Origin of the sequence: Streptomyces sp. NBC_00554, assembly GCF_041431135.1 — a bacterium.
Classification (GTDB): Bacteria; Actinomycetota; Actinomycetes; order Streptomycetales; family Streptomycetaceae; genus Streptomyces.
In genome coordinates this window covers 4,237,041-4,253,703 of record NZ_CP107799.1, presented here as the reverse complement: position 1 = coordinate 4,253,703, position 16,663 = coordinate 4,237,041, and the positions used below count along the sequence as shown (strand labels likewise).

Annotated in this window: 21 protein-coding genes; 13 read left to right on the top strand and 8 right to left on the bottom strand. The window is 68.5% G+C overall.

Going from position 1 to position 16,663, the window contains the following annotated elements; genetic code table 11:
- Positions 1-40: 40 nt before the first annotated feature.
- The 5 genes from OG266_RS18415 to OG266_RS18395 all read right to left on the bottom strand — a co-directional run bounded on the left by OG266_RS18415 (position 41) and on the right by OG266_RS18395 (position 3,311).
- Positions 41-1,048, bottom strand: coding sequence for a hypothetical protein (locus OG266_RS18415; RefSeq protein ID WP_371546965.1), 1,008 nt, complete (start codon positions 1,046-1,048; stop codon positions 41-43).
- A gap of 20 nt (positions 1,049-1,068) precedes the next feature.
- The gene (locus OG266_RS18410) at positions 1,069-1,719 is read right to left on the bottom strand and encodes a hypothetical protein (protein ID WP_371546962.1); all 651 of its coding nucleotides are present in this window, start codon (positions 1,717-1,719) and stop codon (positions 1,069-1,071) included.
- Positions 1,720-2,113: 394 nt separating this feature from the next.
- A complete protein-coding gene (locus OG266_RS18405) occupies positions 2,114-2,506 on the bottom strand; it encodes a hypothetical protein (RefSeq protein WP_371546959.1) in 393 nt (130 codons plus the stop codon).
- A gap of 152 nt (positions 2,507-2,658) precedes the next feature.
- Positions 2,659-3,003 (bottom strand): hypothetical protein, encoded by a 345-nt coding sequence (locus tag OG266_RS18400; protein WP_371546956.1) that lies wholly within the window; start codon positions 3,001-3,003, stop codon positions 2,659-2,661.
- Complete coding sequence (locus OG266_RS18395) at positions 3,000-3,311, bottom strand: hypothetical protein (RefSeq protein WP_371546953.1); 312 nt, start codon at positions 3,309-3,311, stop codon at positions 3,000-3,002. Before OG266_RS18395 ends, OG266_RS18400 begins: the two co-directional genes overlap by 4 nt.
- Positions 3,312-3,473: 162 nt before the next feature.
- On the opposite strand from OG266_RS18395, the gene OG266_RS18390 reads away from it, so the two are divergent.
- The 5 genes from OG266_RS18390 (at position 3,474) to OG266_RS18370 (ending at position 5,803) form a co-directional block, all read left to right on the top strand.
- The gene (locus OG266_RS18390; protein WP_266456470.1) at positions 3,474-3,701 is read left to right on the top strand and encodes a GntR family transcriptional regulator; all 228 of its coding nucleotides are present in this window, start codon (positions 3,474-3,476) and stop codon (positions 3,699-3,701) included.
- Positions 3,702-3,753: 52 nt separating this feature from the next.
- Positions 3,754-4,149: a VOC family protein gene (locus OG266_RS18385; protein WP_371546949.1), complete on the top strand. Its 396-nt coding sequence runs from the start codon at positions 3,754-3,756 to the stop codon at positions 4,147-4,149.
- 187 nt (positions 4,150-4,336) lie between these two features.
- A complete protein-coding gene (locus OG266_RS18380) occupies positions 4,337-4,939 on the top strand; it encodes a hypothetical protein (RefSeq protein WP_371546947.1) in 603 nt (200 codons plus the stop codon).
- A 193-nt stretch (positions 4,940-5,132) separates the two neighbouring features.
- Positions 5,133-5,414, top strand: coding sequence for an Arc family DNA-binding protein (locus OG266_RS18375; RefSeq protein ID WP_266456465.1), 282 nt, complete (start codon positions 5,133-5,135; stop codon positions 5,412-5,414).
- Positions 5,411-5,803: a hypothetical protein gene (locus tag OG266_RS18370; protein ID WP_329546072.1), complete on the top strand. Its 393-nt coding sequence runs from the start codon at positions 5,411-5,413 to the stop codon at positions 5,801-5,803. Before OG266_RS18375 ends, OG266_RS18370 begins: the two co-directional genes overlap by 4 nt.
- Positions 5,804-5,938: 135 nt before the next feature.
- Here the strand turns inward: OG266_RS18370 and OG266_RS18365 are convergent, their stop codons facing one another.
- Positions 5,939-6,433: a MarR family winged helix-turn-helix transcriptional regulator gene (locus OG266_RS18365; protein WP_371546943.1), complete on the bottom strand. Its 495-nt coding sequence runs from the start codon at positions 6,431-6,433 to the stop codon at positions 5,939-5,941.
- A 77-nt stretch (positions 6,434-6,510) separates the two neighbouring features.
- On the opposite strand from OG266_RS18365, the gene OG266_RS18360 reads away from it, so the two are divergent.
- Complete coding sequence (locus OG266_RS18360) at positions 6,511-7,812, top strand: multidrug effflux MFS transporter (protein ID WP_371546939.1); 1,302 nt, start codon at positions 6,511-6,513, stop codon at positions 7,810-7,812.
- 106 nt (positions 7,813-7,918) lie between these two features.
- On the opposite strand, the gene OG266_RS18355 is transcribed toward OG266_RS18360, so the two are convergent.
- Together OG266_RS18355 and OG266_RS18350 are read right to left on the bottom strand one after the other, a co-directional pair.
- Positions 7,919-8,227 (bottom strand): helix-turn-helix domain-containing protein, encoded by a 309-nt coding sequence (locus tag OG266_RS18355; RefSeq protein ID WP_371546937.1) that lies wholly within the window; start codon positions 8,225-8,227, stop codon positions 7,919-7,921.
- Positions 8,227-8,598 carry a type II toxin-antitoxin system RelE/ParE family toxin gene (locus tag OG266_RS18350; RefSeq protein ID WP_371546935.1) on the bottom strand — a complete coding sequence of 124 codons (372 nt, stop codon included), beginning with the start codon at positions 8,596-8,598 and terminating at the stop codon, positions 8,227-8,229. The genes OG266_RS18355 and OG266_RS18350 overlap by 1 nt, the downstream gene beginning before the upstream one ends.
- Positions 8,599-8,854: 256 nt before the next feature.
- On the opposite strand from OG266_RS18350, the gene OG266_RS18345 reads away from it, so the two are divergent.
- From OG266_RS18345 to OG266_RS18315, 7 genes are all read left to right on the top strand, one after another.
- Entirely contained in the window at positions 8,855-9,502 is a 648-nt protein-coding gene (locus OG266_RS18345; protein ID WP_329546069.1) for a hypothetical protein, read from the top strand.
- A 131-nt stretch (positions 9,503-9,633) separates the two neighbouring features.
- Positions 9,634-11,301: a RecQ family ATP-dependent DNA helicase gene (locus OG266_RS18340; RefSeq protein ID WP_371552851.1), complete on the top strand. Its 1,668-nt coding sequence runs from the start codon at positions 9,634-9,636 to the stop codon at positions 11,299-11,301.
- A gap of 457 nt (positions 11,302-11,758) precedes the next feature.
- Positions 11,759-12,469, top strand: a complete 711-nt coding sequence (locus OG266_RS18335; protein ID WP_371546933.1) for a hypothetical protein — start codon at positions 11,759-11,761, stop codon at positions 12,467-12,469.
- A 20-nt stretch (positions 12,470-12,489) separates the two neighbouring features.
- The gene (locus tag OG266_RS18330) at positions 12,490-13,353 is read left to right on the top strand and encodes a hypothetical protein (protein ID WP_266456438.1); all 864 of its coding nucleotides are present in this window, start codon (positions 12,490-12,492) and stop codon (positions 13,351-13,353) included.
- Entirely contained in the window at positions 13,350-14,663 is a 1,314-nt protein-coding gene (locus tag OG266_RS18325; RefSeq protein ID WP_266456436.1) for a CpaF family protein, read from the top strand. The genes OG266_RS18330 and OG266_RS18325 overlap by 4 nt, the downstream gene beginning before the upstream one ends.
- 50 nt (positions 14,664-14,713) lie before the next feature.
- The gene (locus tag OG266_RS18320) at positions 14,714-15,709 is read left to right on the top strand and encodes a type II secretion system F family protein (protein WP_371552849.1); all 996 of its coding nucleotides are present in this window, start codon (positions 14,714-14,716) and stop codon (positions 15,707-15,709) included.
- On the top strand, positions 15,706-16,635 hold the full coding sequence (locus tag OG266_RS18315; protein ID WP_266456435.1) for a type II secretion system F family protein: 930 nt from the start codon (positions 15,706-15,708) through the stop codon (positions 16,633-16,635). The genes OG266_RS18320 and OG266_RS18315 overlap by 4 nt, the downstream gene beginning before the upstream one ends.
- Positions 16,636-16,663: the final 28 nt, after the last annotated feature.

Below are 16,663 nucleotides of genomic sequence, written 5' to 3'. Positions count from 1 at the left end.
GGGTCGACGGCGGCTTCGAGCTCCGGGGTGGTGGCTCTGATCAGCGGTTGACGGACTGGATTTCCTGGACGGTAATGTCCTGGGTTGTCCCGAAGGTGCCGTCAGGAAGATCGCCGCCCGCACCACCTGTGCCGGTCCAGTCGATCTCCCAGGTGATGGTCGCCTTGAGATTGAATGTCCCGCTGCCCGACGACCGGAGGTACTTGATGCCGCAGGGTGGGGTCTCGTCGGACTTGCCCTTGGCGTAGGGCTCGCCGATGGAGCCATCGCCGTTGATCCTGCAGACGCTGGAGGTCGGGTAGGTCTCGGCATCGCCGGTGCCTGGCTCGAGTTCGAGGGAGACGGGCTTCGCCGTGGTCGTCGCCTGGATGTTGAGGCCGGCGACATTGAGAGCCGCGGTCACCGCGACCTCCTTGAACTGGGTCTTGTCGAGCCAAGCCCAGGTGGAGAGGTTGACCTTGGTGATGTCCTCGGGGGCGAGGGTGACCTTGGTACCCGGGAGCTGAATCGCGTTGTAGGCGGCTTCGGCGAGCATCTTTGGCGTGACCGCTTGGTCGACGCCGGGATCATCGTTGTTCTCCACCCAGAACGGCAGCTTGCTGCACTCCCAGCTGGCGGGGTCGTCGACGCGGTCAGGATTCTGGACGGCGACCCACCAGTTGCCCTCGTCGGCCTTGTCGCCGTTGTAATCCTTGTACTCGCCGTCCTTATAGATGTCGCGGAACTGACCAACCGCAGCCTTGGCGTAGTTGGCCTGACCGGGGGTGTTGATCGTCTCCTCGTACATCGTCTCGACGTACTTCTCGAAGTCCGCGACCGAACGAGGCTCGTACCAGCATGCAGGTGGGGTCCAGTTGCCCACAGGCTGGATGGCGCTCTTGCTGCCACCAGAGCGTACGGAGCCGGAATAGGTGACCTTCGAGACCAAGGTGCCGGCGTCGGCGCTGGCGGTCTGCTTGGTGTTGCCCTGGGTGCCCGCGCTTGGCGGCCAGTCCGCGAAGGCGGTTCCCGGTACCAGGACAAGTGCTCCCGAGAGAATGCCGACCACGACGAGGCGACTGCGGGCTGCTACGGCGTGCACGACTTGTGTCCCCTCTCCGAAGTGAGCTTCGTTGTCTGCCAGACGCCCTGCTTGTTCTTCTCGAGCCGTGATGTGTAGAGGACGTACGACTTGTCGGTCGCAGCAGTCTTGTAGACCTTCTCCGACTTGCGGTCCTTCGCGTAGGCCTTCGACTGGTCCTCGCAGTACACGACCCCCGCCGATGAAGCGTCGAAGACGTCAACCTTGGGGTTGTAGTAGCGGTTTGCGCCCGTGATCGAGTAGCCGTCCTTCACGATGGACTGGACCCAGTCTTTGGCGTCGGCCAGCGCCGTTCCGCTGTAGTAGAAGCTGAGGGCGGGCAGCTCGGCGTTGCCCTCGGTGATGGCGTAGTTCGTCGTGTCGACCCTCTTTGCGACATCCGCAAGGACGGCGTCCTGGGTCGCGTCGCCGGTCTTCCAGTTTTCGAAGGTGTCGGTGAGGTCGTCCGGCAGGGTGACCTGGGGGCGGCTCGCAGCGCCCGTTGCGCTCGGCGAAGCCGAAGTCGTCGTGTCGCTGGTGTCGGCCCCTGCGATCTTGTCGTTGTCCTTCGAGCTGTCGTCCCCGCTGCCGCATGCGGTCAGCAGCAGGGCTGCGGTCGCGGCGAGCGCGGCAGCAACGGGCAAAGAGCGGCGCTTCACAGTGGACTCCCCGTGAGACAGATGTTCAGTCAAGAGCACTGACGGTATCTGCGCGGCGATTGGTTTCGCCACAGCGAACTTCCTTGCACGACCGGGCAGACGGGGAGGAATGAGGGCAGGTTGGCTGCGCTTTTGGCGTGATCGTGTCCAGGCGCACAGCGGCCCCGAACGCCTGGTGGGCGTTCGGCGCCGTTATCGAGAGGGTGTTGCCTGTCGGGTTCGTGGATTGCTCGAGCGATGAGAAGGAGCGGTCGCGGTGCCGTCAGAGGATCGCTCTGCGCCCGGGCGCCCGATAGAGCCGCTCGACTGCTTCCCACGCTCGAAGACGCACGGGACCTCGTCGCGGCTCGGAGCCGGGCTGGGCCCCCGAATCGTATGTGCGTCGTCGGAAAGGTCAGGCACTGCGGAACCTCTCCGTGATCGCGGAGCCAGCCACCATCAGCGGGGTGACGAAGGCGCCGAAGACAGCCGGCCAGAAGCCGGTCACGACCGCCGGCAGGACGAGGAGGCAGGAGACGGCGAGGTCGTGGGTGAGGCCTGCGGGCCGACGGCTGTGCCATGGGTGGCGCGTGAAGATCCACAGCACGCCGAGAATGCCCGCGGACACCACCGCACGCTCCGTCCAGACCCAGACCGGGACGAAGGAACGCGGGGTCACGATGGCCAGCAGGAAGTACACGACGATGAAGACCGCCGGAACGATGACACACAGGCGTGCCGCTGCAACGACTCCGCCGCCGAGACGGGCCACCACCGCCGAGTCGGCCAGTGATCTGTTGGGGGACATCAGTTCATGACCTTCAAGAGCGGCGCTTCACAGTGGACTCCCCGTGAGGCCAGGATGAAGCCAAGAGTAATGGCGATATTGGCGGGTCTGGTCCCGGACGCTTGGGGTGGCGCCTGGGGCCAGACCTGTCTGTGTGTCTTCGCGGGAGTTATTCAGGCTGTCCCGCATCTTGGGCAGTTGCACGGAGGGAAAGCCGCGGTCTGCGGGGTGGGGTCGATGCGGCTGCCGGTCCAGGTGCGGATCTCGCCGCGCTCCTGGGCGACGGCACCCTCGGGCGTGACCTTGTAGATACGGATGGTCATCCGGGACGGTCTTGGGGGCTCGGCTTCGAGGAGTTCCAGGGGATCCGTCAACGGCGGGTAATGGTCGGCGCAGTCCGGGCAGGCGTAGACGTTGAAGCCGGGGCCGGTGGCCGCGTGTACCTCGTGGACCAGGACCGGTTCGCTCGTTGTGCGTTGGCAGCGGGCGCACATGCGGACCGGTGGGCGGGCGGTCATCGGGTGGCTCCCACGGGGATGCCGTGGATGCGGTTCGGGCCGATGTCGATGCCCAGGGTCGCGAGGTAGAGGGCGCGGCGGCGTTCGCGTTGGCGGCGGGCTTCCAGGTGTGACTCGGCGTCGCCCAGGAGGTACGGGCGTACGAGGGGTGACGCAGCGCCGTCAAGTGGGCTGGCGTGGTGGGGGAGTTGGGGAGCGCGTGGGTCCGGGAGGTGCCAGGTGAGGTGTGGTGCTCGGTGTCGGCCGCTCGGGCGCGGGGTTAAGGCGGTGAGGGTCCATCCGAGGAGTCGGAGGATAGGGTTTTGCATGCTGGCGCTCCTTCGAAGCGTTCGGCCACGCCCCGGGACGGCTTCCATCCGTCGCCGGGGTCTGTCATCAGAACCGTAGGGGTGCCTGCTGGGGGTTGTCTACCCATATGGGGGGTGAGAGGTCTCTATGACTTCCTGCTGGGTGCTACGTACAGTTTGCCTGTGTTCGAATTTGATCCGACAAGGCCGAAGTGGCAGCAGATCGCCGAGGTGGTTCGGCAGCGAATCGCCAGCGGTGAGTACCCAGTTCGGGGCCTGATCTCCGAAGTGAAGCTGGAGCAGGAATTCGGAGTGGCCCGCGAGACGGTTCGTAAGGCCACCGCGGCCCTGCGGGCGGAGGGCCTGATCACCACCACCCGGGGCATGGGCTCCTTCGTCGCCGACCGGTGACCGGAGGCCAGGCGGCATACTCTGAGCCCCGTCCGCACCCTCTGGGAGAGTCGTGACAAGTAGGTTCACCGAGTTGGTCGTTGACTGCCATGATCCGGAGAGGCTCGCGGCCTTCTGGTGCGAGGTCTTGGATTTCAAGGTGATCGACCGGAGCGAGGGCAAGGTCGAGATCGGCTCGTGGGTGCCGACCGTCGAGGATGTTCGGGCCCGTCAGATGCCGCCCACCCTGATGTTCATCCAGGTGCCCGAGGGCAAGGCCGTGAAGAACCGGCTTCACCTCGACGTGAGCCCAATCGACGGCAGCACCGAGGACGAGGTGACCAGATTGCTCGGCCTAGGCGCCACCAGGACGGACGTTGGCCAGGGCTCGGACCGGAACTGGGTGGTCATGGCAGACCCCGAGGGCAACGAGTTCGACGTCGTACGAAGCCTGGCACCGCAGAACTAGGCCGCGAGCGGGCACCCGCACCCCGTCACGCACCGCAACTTTCGCGTTGCGGTAATGGAGGCTGTGCGGTCGCGGCATGCGGATGCTGTGGAGTCGTGTGGGTGAAACGTTCTTTGCCGCGTTGCGCCACGACTCGGCGCTTTAGCCTGGCGGATCACTCGGGGGAACACGTCTACCAGGAGTTTCTTTGCTTTACAGGAAGACCGCGCTGCGAGTCGCCGCGCCCGTTGCCGTACTCGCTCTCTCGCTGACCGCTTGCGGTGGCGGGGGTGACGACGCGGACGCGAAGCCGCAGCAGTCGGCGGCCGAGGCGTCTCCGTCTCCGTCCGAGGCGGCCTCCGGTGGCGAGCTCGGCACCGGTGAGAGCGCCACGGGGAAGGTCATGGAAGGCGACGCCGAGGTCACGTACGACATCACGGCGCAGAAGGTCGACCTCGGTACGGAGGCCGAGGCGCAGAAGCTGGTGCAGGACCCGGCGGAGGCCAAGGGGATGGTGCTCGCCGTCGCGCACGTGAAGTTCACGCACAAGGTCGGCGCGGCCCTCACGGATTCGTCCGATGCGAACGATGAAACCGAGATCTACGCCGACGGACAGCGCGGTGCGCTGCTGATCGGGGCCTCCGACGACGCGGCCGGCTGCGAGGACCCGTACGACATCGAGGGCTGGAAGCAGGGCGAGAGCCATGTCCTGTGCGAGTCCTACCTGATCCCCGCGAACGCGAAGTCCGTGGAGGTCCACTGGGCGGAGGAGGACGGCGAGCCGTACATCTGGACGTTCGCCGGAAAGTAGCCCGCCGAGGCTGTCGCCGACGCCGTACGTCTGCTGAACACGATCACCTGGCCCCGGACGCCCTCCACGGTGTCCGGGGCCAGGTGTCTCATGCCGCGTGTCCCGGCCGGCCCGTCGGTTCAGGCCCGGAGGTCGACGTGGTTGTCCGCACGGTTCTGCAGTGCCCGGCGTATACGCCACGTATACTCGCCGCATGTCTGACGTCATGATCCGTGTCCCCGCCGAAGTCCGTGACCAGCTCGCCGCCGTGGCCGAAGCGCGTGGCACCAGCCTGCGGGCTCTCATGCAGGAGATAGCGGCTCAGACGCTCACGCCGGATCAGATCAGGGAACGGGCCGATCGCACGCGTTCCCTTCTCTCTGAGCGGTTCGGGCACTACGTGACGGACGAGGAGTCCGCCGAGATGCGCCGCAAGATGCGTGAGGCCACCGCCGCGCATCGGGCCGCCCTCGCCGAGACGGAGTCGTCCCGTTGAGCGAGACCGAGCACTACGTCCTGGATGCTCCGACTCTCCTCGCCCTGGGAGGCAATAAGCAGGTCTCCGGTCTCGTTCATGCGGCAGCGGCCAGCGGGGATGTGCGCCTGTGGGTGCCGGTCCTGTGTCTGCTGGAGGCGGAGCGGGAGCGTGCGGGGATTGTTGGTCATGTCGGTGTGCTGGTGGACGTGATGCACCTGATCGACGATGACTACGCGATGGCTGTGACCATCGCTGAACTGTGCCGCGACGGCGTTTCCTTCGGTGTCGGCGCAGCTGTGCACGCCGCGCGGCCGAATCAGATGCTTCCCGAGGGAGCGCTCGTCGCCACCGTTGCGCCCGAGGCTTACGAGGGCCTCGGAGTCGGGGTCATGGACCTGAATCGCTGAGGAAGCGACCCGGGGAGGGAGGAGGGGCGGGGCAGGGAGAGGAAGCCGGGGGCGGCGAGGTCGGGTCTTCGAGCCGGCCAATGGCCCAGCTCGCGCCGCCCGATTGACTCCACCCACGGCCCCCGGAGCAACGGCTCAGCCCCGCCCCAAATGCCCCTCCATCACCCCGGCCAACCGCTCCAACGCCCCCATGACCCACGTCCGGTCCTCCCCGAGTCCCGCCAACAGCTCAACCTCCGCGGCGAGTTGGCGCGGGAACAAGCCGTCCACGGCCTCCGCGCCCGCCGTTGTGATGGTGACCAGCGCCGTGCGCCGGTCGGCGGGGTTGGGGGTTCGTTGGATGAAGCCGCGCTTTTCCAGTTTGGCGAGGGTTTTGCTGACGCCTGCGCGGGAGAGGCCCATCGTCTGGGCGAGGCGGCGGGCGATGGCCGGTTCGGTCGCGTGGCGGAGCGGGATGAGCATGTCGACTTCCGGTGGGGTGAGCGGGGCACCGTCGTAGAGGGGCTCGATGGCGCGGTCGAGCATCGCGGTGACGCGCTTGAGCAGGACGATGAGTTCCATCGGGGACGTGTCGAGGCCCGGGTTGTGCGCGGCCCACTGGGCGCGGACGTCGGTGGTCGAGAGTGACATGCGGATCGCCCTTTGTTGGCCAGTTGTTTTACCGGTGAAATTCGTTAACCGGTGAACCATCGGTTACCTTTAAGTCCATGGTAGCCCCGTCCCCCGGTCAGAACGCTGTCCCCCACGACGCCGACACTCACGCTGACACGCGCATCCACGCCGAGCCGTCGAAACGCGAGGCCGCGCTCCTCGTGGCGGTCCTCGCGGCGCTCACCGCCGTCGCTCCCCTCGCCACCGACATGTACGTCCCCGGCTTCCCCTCGATGGGCGACTCGCTGCACGCGAGCAGTTCGGCCGTGCAGCTGACGATGACCGCGTTCCTGGCCGGGCTCGTGGTCGGACAGCTGCTGATCGGCCCGATCAGTGACGGCCTCGGACGCCGCACGCTCCTCATATCGGGCACCGCGGGCTTCGCCGTCTTCTCCCTCGCCTGCGCCATCGCCCCGAACGTCACCGTCCTGACCGGCACCCGCTTCCTGCAGGGCGTCGCGGGAGCGGCGGGCATGGTCCTGGCGCGAGCGGTGCTCACGGACCGCTTCCACGGCGCGGACATCCCCCGCTACTTCGCGCTGCTCTCGCAGATCCTCGGCGTGGCGCCCATCGCCGGACCGGTACTCGGCGGCGCGATCCTCTCCGTATCCACCTGGCGCGCGGTGTTCGTCGCGCTCACCGTCATGGGCGGCGCGATGCTGCTCGCCGTACTGCGGAAGGTGCCGGAGACACTGCCGCCCGAGCGTCGGCAGGCCGGCGGCCTCGCGAGCACCTTCCGTGCGATGGGGGAACTGTTCGGCCGCCGGACCTTCCTGGGGTACGTCCTTGTCCTGGCCCTCTGCTCGGCGGCGATGTTCGCGTACATCAGCGGATCGAGTTTCGTCTTCGAGAACCTGCACGGGGTCTCGTCGACGACCTACTCGCTGATCTTCGCCTCCAACGCCGTCGGCATGCTCATCGCCGGTGCCCTCTTCGCCAAGCTGGCGGCGCGCGGCGTACGCCTGAACACCCTCCTCACGGCGGGCGTCTGCACGGCCGCGCTCGGAACACTCGCCCAGGTCGTCCTGGTCACCACCGCCGGCGAGACCCTCGCGGGCACCTGGGCCACGCTGTTCGTGACCATGACGGGCATCGGCATGGTCTTCCCGTCGACCATGAGCCTCGGCCAGACCCTGGGCCGCACCGCCCCGGGCGCCGCCTCCGCACTCCTCGGCGGCTGCCAGTTCCTGTTCGGCGCGCTCGCCTCCCCACTCGTCGGCCTGTTCGGCGAGGACAGCTCGCTGCCGATGGCGCTCATCATGCTGATTGCAGTTGCGGGGGCGGGAGTCGCACTGGTGGGGCTTGCTCGGCCTTGGGAGGGCCGGGGAGAGGTGGACGGCTCGGCGGGCGGGCACTAGACCTGTCCGGCGGATCAGGCCGCAGACGCGGGGAGTGAGGACAGGGTGGGGCTCGCGCGAGCAGTGCGGAGGGTTCGCTCGTACCAGGTCGTCGCGAGTGGGGGTCTCAGGCCGCGTGGCCCTCGAAACGGAACTCGGGGGTCGTACGCGGGTCGATCCGTGCACCCGATTCAAGGGCGGCGGCAAGTCGCTCGATCAACTCAAGAGTCGGATCGACACCGCTCTCCTCGATGGACTCGATGTCCTCCTCGGACATATCTGCCCGGCGAGCCAGCTCGGCCGTGCTCCAGCCCAGGGCGGCACGCCGGTCGTAGACCGCCTGGGCGAAGTCCATCCGCCGTCCCGCGGCGCGGTACTCCGGGTCTTCGCGGTGCTCCGGCGGGACCTTCCAGCTGGTGTGGTATCCGCTGCTCATCAGGCCTCCTCGCCTCTACTGTAGACGTCGTGCTCACTGGCCGGAGGGTGCTCGGACTCGCACCGCTTCCGAGCCCGATGTGCCTTCAGGACCTCGTCGGTCTCACGCATCCTTGTCTTGCGGAACACGGTGAGCAGCACCGCTCTCCTTCCAGGAGCCAGCCAGTACGTCACCCGGATTGCGCCGATACGCAACTCCCGAAGACCGTCGCCCAGATGACTGGCCAGGGGAAAAGGCAGCGCCGGACCCTCGGCCGCGAGCCGATCTGCAAAGCGCTCGACGGCACGGTGGTCCTGCAACGCGAGAGTTTCCAGCCAGGCGCGCACCTCCGGCTCGACTTCGATCGTGTAAGGGGCTGGTGGCTCCGGCATTCGCTGTTCCGCTCGCCTCGGGTGTCGTGGATCTTCACCCAAGGGGCATGAAGCGTCGGCCGGGCCCATTTCCGTCGCAATTCACCGGATCGAGGCGACGGTCCTCTTCGGCGCCTCCGTCGGCGCCGTGTCGAGGGCGCCCGCACCGGGGCCCGGCACCGCCACCTCGTAGGCTGACCCGAGTCGAACAGGCGAGCAGGCGTACGCAGGGGTACGCGCGCACGCAGGGGTAGAGGAACGGAAAGGGGAACACACCATGGCCCGCTACATGGAGACGCTCACCATCGAGCGCGGCGGCTTTCGGATCAAGGTGCCGGAGTCGTGGTGGGAGTTCGACGTGCGGCCCGAGTCGCGTGACGACTCCATCCGGCGGATGGTGAACGAACGGGTGGAGCAGCACCCGGAGTTGGCCAAGTACCGCGACACGTATGCCGCGTTCCTCCAGAAGGCCGCGGCCGACGCCTGGAAGTCCGGTGCCCTGTACTGCGGTTGCATGGCAGAAGCCTTCGGCGGTGACACCCCGATCACCGGCTCGGTCACCGTCTCGATCGTCGGCGGCCGTTCACAGACCGGCGAGCCTCTCTCCACCGACCCCCAGACGATGGCCGGCCAGCTCTCCGTGCGCGAGGCCAAGAAGGAGGGCGACGCCTGGCGCAAGGTCACCACCGTCGACATCCCCGGCGTTGGTCCCGCCGCGCGGACGTACGGCATCGAGGACATCGTCGTACCCGACGACGCGCTGAACCGCACCATCCGCGCGGTACTCATGCAAACCTTCATCCCCGTGCCGGGCCAGGAGGGCAAGGTCGCCCTCGTCGCCGGGAGCAGCCAGGTCCTGGATCTCGCGGACTCCTTCTTCGACATCTTCGACGCGATCACGTCGACGTTCCGGTTCGCGGAGTAGCCGGAGTAGCCCCGGCGGGCTTCTGGCCGGGCGACGGCGGACTGCTTCCGGCCGGGGCGGGCACTAGACCCACCACCGCCCGTCCGGTTCCGTCCCGGCCGCGCACAACTGCTCCGGGAGTCCCTTTGCCGATCAGCCTGTTCGTCGCCCGCCGTCTCCGCAGAGCCGCGCGGGAGGTCTTCGGATGGGACTCGTTGCGTCCCGGCCAGCTCACCGCGATGAAAGCGGTCATGGGCCGTCGGGACGCCATGGTGGTGATGCCTACCGGCTCGGGCAAATCGGCGGTGTACCAGGTGCCGGGCATGCTGCTCGCCGGGCCGACGCTCGTCGTGTCACCGCTGATCGCTCTCCAGCGGGACCAGATCGCCGGACTGCTGCGGAACAGCGGCCGGACCGCCGCCGTCGCGGTCAACTCGTCCATGTCCAAGGCTCAGAACCAGCAGGCATGGGAAAGCGTGAGTGACGGAACGGCCCGGTTCCTGTTCCTGGCCCCGGAGCAACTGGCCAAGCAGGACGTGGTCGAGCGGCTGTCCGCGCTGAGACCGTCTCTCTTCGTCGTGGACGAGGCGCAGTGCGTGTCCTCCTGGGGCCACGACTTCCGCCCGGACTACCTGAGGCTCCGGCAGGCGGCGGAGAGCATCGGGCGTCCTCCGATCCTCGCCCTCACCGCCAGCGCCGCGGCGCCGGTGCGCGCCGACATCGTCGAACAGCTCGGCATGCGCAAGGTCCGCGAAGTGGTGGCCGGGTTCGACCGGCCCAACATCCGCCTGGAGGTCATCCGTTTCCAGGACGACTCGGCGAAGCGGCGAGCTGTGGTGGAGCGGGCGGCGGCCGAGCCCAAGCCGGGCATCGTGTACGTCGCCACCCGCAAGGACGCCGATGCGTACGCCGCCGAGCTGGGCGAACTCGGCCTGAGCGCCGCCGCCTACCACGCGGGCAGCCGGTCGGCCGACCGCAGCGTGGTCCATGACCGCTTTCTCGGCGGGGAGTTGGACGTCGTGGTGGCCACGTCGGCGTTCGGCATGGGCATCGACAAGCCCGACGTACGGTTCGTGCTGCACGCCTCGGTGCCGGGGTCGCTCGACGCCTACTACCAGGAGATAGGCCGGGCGGGCCGGGACGGCGCGGCCTCCAGGGCGATCCTGCACTACCGCACGGAGGATCTGGGCCTCCAGAAGTTCTTCTCCACCGGCCGCCCGGACGCGGACACCATCGCGGACGTCGCCCGCCGGGTGCGGGACCACGCGACCGCGGTGACACCGACGGAACTCCAGCAGGAGACCGGCCTGTCCGCCGGCAGGCTGACCGCCGTCCTCAACCTCCTGGAGAGCGCCGGAGCCCTCACCACCGAGCGCGGAAAGGTGGCCACGGTGCCCGGGGCCGACGCCGATGAAGTCGCCGCGCGGGCGGTGGAGTTGGGCATCGCCCACGAGAGCATGGAACGCTCCCGGGTCGACATGATGCGCGGCCTGGCCGAGACCACCGGCTGCCGACGGCGGTTCCTGCTCGGCTACTTCGGCGAGCGGCTGCCCGGCCCCTGCGGCAACTGCGACAGGTGCGAGCAGCGGCCCACGGGCGCCGGCGGCGTCCCGGGCCTGCACCATCCCCGGACCGCCTCACCCACGCGCCGCGACCACCCGTTTCCGCCGGGCACCAGGGTCCACCACCCCCAGTGGGGTGACGGCGAAGTCCTCAGCGGCGAGGAGAGCCGGATCACCGTTCTGTTCGCCTCGGTGGGCTACCGGACTCTGTCGCTGCCGGTGATCCTGGAGAAGAACCTGCTCACGGCCGTTTCCTGAGGCGAACTCGTCGGCTGCCGGGGACCGTCCCGCGCACGAGAAGGGTCCCCGGGGCCCGTTCCTCACCCTCATGGCTGAAAGATCACCCCGCCCCGCCGACCCGCCCGTGAGCACCTCGTGCAGGCCTCGTGCACACCCCGTAACGATCCCCCCGCGGCAGCACGGCAGCGAATTCGCTGCCGCACAGCATCCCCGCCTCCCGGATCCCCGTGCTCAACAAGGCGTGTCCTGCCCCTCATTGCAGCTGTATAACGCCGAGCCCCCTGAGGTCCGCGAGCTGTAACGCGCCTTGAGGGGCCTATGTGCGGCTGATACGGTGCCATGGCTTGACACTCGCTTCAGCGCTGGCTATTTGGCCAGGTCGGGCGGTACGTCCGGCAAGGGCGGACCGGGGTGGAGTGCCCCAGTTGGCGCGGAAATTGGTAGAAATCACCTTGGGTGTACGGGGAGCGGTTGCGTGAAGATCCAAGAGCGTACGGGGGCGGGCAACCACCGTTCTGCGGCGCCGGTTCAGCCGGCGATGGGCGAGCGCCTTCCCGCGCCGCCTCGCGAGCGCAAACCCGCGCTTGCCGCTCTCGCGGTGCTCCTGATCCTGGTGGGCGCGCTGGGCGCGACCATGCTGGTGCTGCGTGCCGGGGACCGTATCGAGGTCATCAAGGTGACGCAGCAGATCGAGGCCGGGGAGTCCGTCAACAGCACCAACACGACCTCGGTCATGGTCGCGGCAGACACCGGTATCAACTATGTCGAGTGGTCCCAGCTGAACGCCCTCAAGAAGCTCAAGGCCAAGTCCACGATCTACAAGGACACGGTCGTCATGGGCCAGATGTTCGCCGTGGGCGAGTCCATCCCCGCAGGCAAGGCCTCCGTAGGCGTCGCCCTCAAGGAAGGCACCTACCCCGACGGCATCAAGGCGGGTGACACCGTGGCCGTCTACCGCGTCGGCAGCGACAGCGGCACCACCGACAGCTCGTCGAGCACGACAGGCGCCGGAAACACGCTGATCGTCGACAGGGCTGAGATCAGCAAGGTCAAGTACGAGTCGGACAGCACCATCAGCAGCACCAACCTCCCGGTAACCCTCACCGTGGACAGCGCAGACGCCGCCGCCGTCACTCAGGCCTCCGCAGCCGGCGAAGTCGCCCTCGTTCTCATCCCCGGCAACTAAAGGCGAGTGAGTTAAGAGACATGGCGCTCATCGCCCTCGCCGCCGACAAGGGTTCCCCCGGAGTCACCACTGCCGCGGTAGCCCTGTCGGCCGTCTGGCCCCGCCGGGTCCTGCTCGCCGAGACGGACCCCGCCGGCGGCGACCTCGTGTACCGCAGCGCCGCCGCGCACGGTGGGCCGCTCAACCCCAACACCGGCATGCTGTCGATAGCGGCGACGGCCCGCCGCGGCCTCGTACCGGATCAACTCTGGGACCACGTGCAGCCGTTGAGCGGCGGGCTCGAAGTCCTCGTCGGGCTCGGTGTCGCCGAGCAGGCCGCCGGGCTCGCCGGACTGTGGCCCACCCTGGGCCGCGCCTTCGCGCAGCTCGCCGACTCCCCGCACGCGCCCGCCGACGTCATCGCCGACTGCGGCCGGATCAGCGGGGACACCCCCGCCGTCGAACTCTTCCCGCACGCCGCCCTCGTACTGCTGCTGTCGCGGACGGAGCCGGAGGCGATCGCGCGTGTCCGGGACCGGGCCGCGGCCCTCTCCGCCAAGCTGCACGGCGGCCAGCGCGGCGCCGCCACCCTCGCCAACCCCCTCATCGGCGTCATCCTGATCGCCGATCCGAGCGACTCCGCCAAGCTCGTCCACCAGGTCAACGACATGCTCGTAGCGGCGCAGACCGGTGCACGGGTCGTCGGGACGCTGGCCGAAGACCCCTCCGGCGCCGACCAGTTGGCCGGGCGCAAGCGCGGGCGGCTCGACAAGTCGCTGCTCATCCGCTCTGCCCGCAAGGTCACCGCGGACCTGTACCAGCAGTACGGCGCCGCCTGGGCCGTACCCGCGCACGGCCAGGTCCCCGGACCGCACGGACAGCCCGCCGCCGGAGCCGGCCGATGACCGCCGTCGACCACCAGCTGGTCAAGCGGTTCCGGCAGGACGCCGGTGACCGTATCTCCGAACAGCGCCGCGAGGACCAGGTCCGCGGCGTCACGCCGATGTCCAACGAGGACGAACGGCACTACGCGCGCGCCGTCATCGCTCAGATACTCGAGGACTACGCGCGCACCGAGATCAACCTCGGCCGTACGCCCCTCGACGCCGAGACCGAGGAGCAGTACGCGGCCGCCGTGCACGCCGCGCTCTTCGGCGTCGGGCGCCTGCAGCCGCTGCTCGACAACCCCGAGGTCGAGAACATCGACATCAACGGGTTCGACCAGGTCTTCGTCGGTTACGCGGACGGCAGCGAGGTCAAGGGCGACCCCGTCGCCGAGAGCGACGACGAGCTGGTCGAGCTCATCCAGATCCTCGGTGCGTACTCCGGTCTCTCCTCCCGGCCCTTCGACTCCGCCAACCCCCAGCTCGACCTGCGGCTTCCGGACGGTTCGCGACTGTCCGCCGTCATGGACGTGACGCGTCGGCCCGCGCTGTCCATCCGTCGCGCGCGCATGGGCAAGGTGTTCGTGTCCGACCTGGTCGGCAACGGGACGATCTCGCCCGAGGTCGCGCACTTCCTCGCGTGCGCGGTCCGCGCGCGCAAGAACATCATGATCGCGGGCGCCACGAACTCCGGTAAGACGACCCTCCTGCGCGCTCTCGCCAACGAGATCCCGCCGCACGAGCGCCTCATCACCGTCGAACGCGCCCTGGAACTTGGGCTCGACACCTTCGCCGAGCTCCACCCCAATGTGGTGGCCTTCGAAGAGCGCCTCCCCAACTCCGAGGGCCAAGGCACCATCTCCATGGCCGAGTTGGTGCGGCGGTCGCTGCGTATGAACCCCTCACGCGTCATCGTCGGTGAGGTCCTCGGCGACGAGATCGTGACGATGCTCAACGCGATGTCGCAGGGCAACGACGGTTCGCTGTCCACGATCCACGCGAACAGCTCCAGCGAGGTCTTCAACCGCATCTCCACGTACGCCCTCCAGGCCAAGGAAGGGCTGCCGATCGAGGCCAGCCAGATGCTCATCGCGGGCGCGGTGAACTTCGTCGTCTTCATCCAGCGGCGCAACGACTACGAGACCGGCGGCCGCCTCCAGCGCATGGTGACCTCCGTCCGCGAGGTCAACGGCGTCGACGGACGCGTGCTGTCCAGCGAGGTGTTCGCCGAGGCCCCGGACGGCCGGATCGTCCCGCACGCGCCCATAGCGTGCCTCGACGACCTCATCGCGCAGGGCTATCGGCTTCCGGGCAGCGGGAGTTGGGGATGACCATGACCCAGGACACCACCTCACTCGCCGCGCTCGACTCGCTCGGTTCCATGGGCGGGCTGTTCTCCACGACCGTCCTGTACGCGCTCGTGTCCGGGATCGCCGTCGGCGGCGGCCTCGCGCTGTTCGCCGTGGCCGTACGCGGACTTCCCGTCAAGCCCGAGCACGAGAAACAGAAGGCGAGTGAACGGGCGAGCGAGTTGATCCGGTTCGCCGGACAGCGCGGTTCGATCGCCGCCATCGTCGGCCTTGTCGTCCTCCTCCTCACCCGCTGGGCCGTCGCCGGAATCGCGGCCGCAGTCCTCGTCTTCTTCTGGGACAAGCTCTTCGGCGGTGCCGGGGAGGAGAAGGCCGCCATGCGCCGCGTGGAGGCCCTCGCGTCCTGGACCGAGTCACTGCGCGACACGATCGCGGGCGCGGTCGGCCTGGAGCAGGCGATCCCGTCCGCGGCTCGCGCGGCGGCACCCGTACTGCGGCCGCACCTGGAAGCGATGGTCGACCGCCTTCGCTCCCGTACGCCGCTTCCCGAAGCCCTGCAGCACCTCGCCGACGAGATCAACGACGCGTCCGCGGACATCATCGTCGCCGCGCTCATCCTCAACGCGAAGCTGCGCGGACCGGGTCTGCGCCAAGTCCTGGGCGCGCTGGCCAAGTCGGCGCGCGAAGAGGTCGACATGCGGCAGCGGGTGATGGCGCAGCGCGCGTCGACCCGTCGTTCGGTGCAGATCGTCGTGGCCGTGTCGATCGCCTTCGTACTCGGTCTCTCCATCTTCAACCGTGACTTCGTCGAGCCGTACGGCACGGCGGTCGGGCAGGTCGTACTCGCCTGTGTCTGCGGCCTGTTCGCGCTCGGCTTCTGGTGGCTGCGCAAGCTGTCGACGATCGAGACGCCGGACCGGTTCCTGGTGCGCGACGAGGCGTCGGTGCAGTTCGTACGTCCTCGTACGCCTGCCCAGCCCGGCGGACAGACTCCCGGTCAGACCGCCGGGCAGTCCCCGGCCCAGTCCGCTGCTCAGTCCCTTCCGGACGAGGGGGTACGGCGATGAACCTGACCATGCCGATCGTGATCGGTGCCGTCCTGGGCCTGGGCATCTTTGCCCTCGTACGCGCCCTCATGCCGTCCAAGCGCAGCGCTGTCGCCCAGGTCGCGCGCATCGACGCGATGCGGGCGCGGGGAGCGGCGTACGAGTCCGCACACCACGGCGGCAGCAAGGACGACGCCGGGCGGCTCGGCAGCCTGCGGGCCCAAGTGGGCGCCCGGGTGTCCGAGTTCTATATGCAGCAGGGCTGGGAACAGCGCTCTCTCCGTGCCGACCTGGCTGTCCTGGAACGGAGTTGGGAGAACTTCCTCGCCACGAAGGTGCTGCTCGCCGCCGGGGGAGTCTTCTTCGGCCCGCTCATCTTCGCCGTCGTCTGGACGATCGGGTTCAGCCGCAGCCCGATCATCCCGGTCTGGCTGGCCCTGCTCTTCGCCGCCGTCTTCTTCTTCCTCCCGGATCTGGAAGTACGGCGGGACGCGGCCGACAAGCGGCGTGACCTGCGGCGGGTGATCGGCGCGTATCTGGACCTGGTGTCGATGAGCCTGGCCGGCGGCCGGGGTCTCCCCGAGGCGCTGATGGCCGCCGCCGAGATCTCCGACGGCTGGGCGACGCGCCGCATCCGCAGCGCACTGGCCGACGCCCGGATCACCGGCATCAGCCAGTGGCAGGCCCTCGGTTCGCTCGGCGAGGAGCTGGGCGTCGAGGAACTGAAGGATCTGTCCGCCTCGCTTGCGCTGGTCGCGGACGACGGCGCGAAGGTGCGTGACTCGCTGGCCTCACGCGCCGAGACGATGCGGCACCGCGAACTCTCCGACATCGAGGGCAGCGCGGGCGAGAAGTCGCAGTCGATGCTCGTGGCGCAACTGCTGCTGTGCGCCGGGTTCCTGGTCTTCCTGATCTTCCCGGCCGCGATGCGTGTGTTCCAGGTCTGACGTCCATTCCCGCATTCCCTACCGCTTG

Coding starts and splice junctions, on each gene's coding strand:
- OG266_RS18405 (WP_371546959.1), bottom strand. CDS start 2,506: ATGTCCCCCAACAGATCACTGGCCGACTCGGCGGTGGTGGCCCGTCTC.
- OG266_RS18400 (WP_371546956.1), bottom strand. CDS start 3,003: ATGACCGCCCGCCCACCGGTCCGCATGTGCGCCCGCTGCCAACGCACA.
- OG266_RS18395 (WP_371546953.1), bottom strand. CDS start 3,311: ATGCAAAACCCTATCCTCCGACTCCTCGGATGGACCCTCACCGCCTTA.
- OG266_RS18375 (WP_266456465.1), top strand. CDS start 5,133: ATGTCTGACGTCATGATCCGTGTCCCCGCCGAAGTCCGTGACCAGCTC.
- OG266_RS18365 (WP_371546943.1), bottom strand. CDS start 6,433: ATGTCACTCTCGACCACCGACGTCCGCGCCCAGTGGGCCGCGCACAAC.
- OG266_RS18360 (WP_371546939.1), top strand. CDS start 6,511: ATGGTAGCCCCGTCCCCCGGTCAGAACGCTGTCCCCCACGACGCCGAC.
- OG266_RS18355 (WP_371546937.1), bottom strand. CDS start 8,227: ATGAGCAGCGGATACCACACCAGCTGGAAGGTCCCGCCGGAGCACCGC.
- OG266_RS18350 (WP_371546935.1), bottom strand. CDS start 8,598: ATGCCGGAGCCACCAGCCCCTTACACGATCGAAGTCGAGCCGGAGGTG.
- OG266_RS18345 (WP_329546069.1), top strand. CDS start 8,855: ATGGCCCGCTACATGGAGACGCTCACCATCGAGCGCGGCGGCTTTCGG.
- OG266_RS18330 (WP_266456438.1), top strand. CDS start 12,490: ATGGCGCTCATCGCCCTCGCCGCCGACAAGGGTTCCCCCGGAGTCACC.
- OG266_RS18325 (WP_266456436.1), top strand. CDS start 13,350: ATGACCGCCGTCGACCACCAGCTGGTCAAGCGGTTCCGGCAGGACGCC.
- OG266_RS18320 (WP_371552849.1), top strand. CDS start 14,714: ATGGGCGGGCTGTTCTCCACGACCGTCCTGTACGCGCTCGTGTCCGGG.
- OG266_RS18315 (WP_266456435.1), top strand. CDS start 15,706: ATGAACCTGACCATGCCGATCGTGATCGGTGCCGTCCTGGGCCTGGGC.